This is a genomic window from Phenylobacterium sp., assembly GCF_031425575.1.
Classification (GTDB): Bacteria; Pseudomonadota; Alphaproteobacteria; order Caulobacterales; family Caulobacteraceae; genus Phenylobacterium.
Genome location: NZ_JANPJP010000018.1, coordinates 1 through 1,870 on the forward strand (window position 1 = coordinate 1; position 1,870 = coordinate 1,870).

Genomic DNA, 1,870 nt, shown 5'->3' on the forward strand with positions numbered 1-1,870 from the left:
TCAACGGATCCCCAGCCCCACAAACCCCAGCCCCTGCGCCCGCGCCTGCGCCTGCGCCTGCGCCCGCGCCTGCTCCCGGTGGGACCGCGGGCCTGGTGCTGACATCCAACCGCTACGCTGACACCCTCACCGGCGGCGTTGGCGCAGACACCCTCAATGCGGGGCAGGGGCCCGACAAACTCACCGGCGGCGCCGGGGCCGACGCCTTTGTCTTCAAGGCCATGCCCTGGAACGCCGGCCACATTCGCGACTTCGCCGTCGGCGTCGACACGCTGGACCTCAGGCCGCTCTTCGCCGCCATCGGCTACAGGGGCCGCGATCCGATCGCCGAGGGGTATCTGAAACTGCAGTCGGACGGCCACGGCGGGACCGTGGTGCTGATTGATCGGGACGGATTCGGCGCCGCCGACCTATGGGCCACGACCATCACCACGCTTGATGGCGTGACACCCTCAAGCCTGCGGCCCTCGGACTGGCTGTTTAACTAGGGCTGGGATGGCGCCTCATTCGCCGACCATCGGCGGCAGCGGCGAGCCCGTTCGCACAACCTTGCTGTGGAACCTCCAGCCAAGCCTGATGTTCTAGTTGGCGGCATCCTACGCAATGTCCGATCAGGTTCCCGTTTTGGCAGACCCGCACATTCCAGCGCAGCCGGGCGCTCGGCAGGAGCCGCCCGTGAACGCAGCCAAACCCCGAGACCCTGCAGACGAAGGGTTTTCGGCCACGGTGGCCCGTGACGTCGAGGCGATCTTCGCCCCGCTTTCGCCTGGCGCCTCCGAAGCAAACCGCGGCCTGCCGCCGGCAGGTCAGCGCCAAGCCCGGGCCGATGACACGACGTCCGTGCGCAGAGCGGCCCGTATCGGCGGAGCTGTCGCCGGGATCGTGGTGGTCGCCACGCTTGGAATGGTGTGGGTCAAGCCGGCGCTGGACGAGCGGTCCAGAACGCGTGCGGCCGAGTCAGTGGTGCCGTTGGCGCCCGCCGCCAGTCCAGGCGGCGCCCCGACACGGCCCCCCACAGCGCCGGAAAGCATCTATGTCCCGCCCGTCGTCGCACTTCCGTTGACGACAGCCCCGACCGGCAAGCCGGCCGAGCCATCGGCACGCGCCTCCAACCCCCGTAACGCAGCCGCCAAGGATCTGGGATGCCGGGGTTTGGCCGGTCAGCGCCGTCAGGCCTGCTTCCACGCGCAGGTGATGTCCGCGGATCGGCGTCTCCGGCGCGCCTATGCCAGGGCGGCCGACGCCAGGGTCGCGCGTCCGATCATGGTTTCGTATCGCAACCGTTGGGCCGGGCTGCGCCGCCAGGCCATCCGCGACCCTGCACGCGTGGTGGCGGGCTATAGCGCCATGGCCGCCGAGCTGCGCCGCGAGGCCCAGCGTGCAGAGCGCCGCTATGGAAGGGCTGCGGGTTAGGATGAACGCTGTCCATGCCTCGCCGGTCGCAGAGGTTTACCGGGCCCAATCCGTGGTCTCGCGGGCCGCCCTGCTGCACAGCGACACAGCCGGCGAGCTGATCTACGCCATCGGCGACATCCATGGCCGCTACGACCTGATGGTGGAGCTGCTCGCCTTCCTGGCGGAGGACGCGCGCGCGCGCGCGCGCTCGCGCAGGCCGATGTTGGTCTTTACCGGAGACTATATAGATCGCGGTCCCGAATCGGCCCGGGTGGTCGAAGCCCTCACTCTGGTCCAGCGTCGGGCAGAGGTGAACGTCCACCTGCTGAAGGGAAACCACGAACAGGCGCTGCTTGCGTTCCTCGAAAACCCTCAAAATGGCGCGATGTGGCTGCGCTGCGGCGGGGTGGAGACCCTGATCTCCTACGGCGTCGACCCGCCTTCCCCGGACGGCGCCCCGCAGGAACTGGCTGGC

Annotated in this window: 3 protein-coding genes; all 3 read left to right on the plus strand. The window is 69.3% G+C overall.

Translation table 11 applies throughout. The features are described from left to right. The first annotated feature begins 95 nt into the window (after positions 1–95). The gene (locus tag RMO97_RS00880; RefSeq protein WP_310538677.1) at positions 96–488 is read left to right on the plus strand and encodes a type I secretion C-terminal target domain-containing protein; all 393 of its coding nucleotides are present in this window, start codon (positions 96–98) and stop codon (positions 486–488) included. A 187-nt stretch (positions 489–675) separates the two neighbouring features. Further along, positions 676–1,413, plus strand: coding sequence for a hypothetical protein (locus tag RMO97_RS00885; RefSeq protein WP_310538678.1), 738 nt, complete (start codon positions 676–678; stop codon positions 1,411–1,413). A gap of 1 nt (position 1,414) precedes the next feature. After that, positions 1,415–1,870 (plus strand): metallophosphoesterase (locus RMO97_RS00890; protein WP_310538679.1); only part of this gene is annotated, 456 nt, incomplete at its 3' end.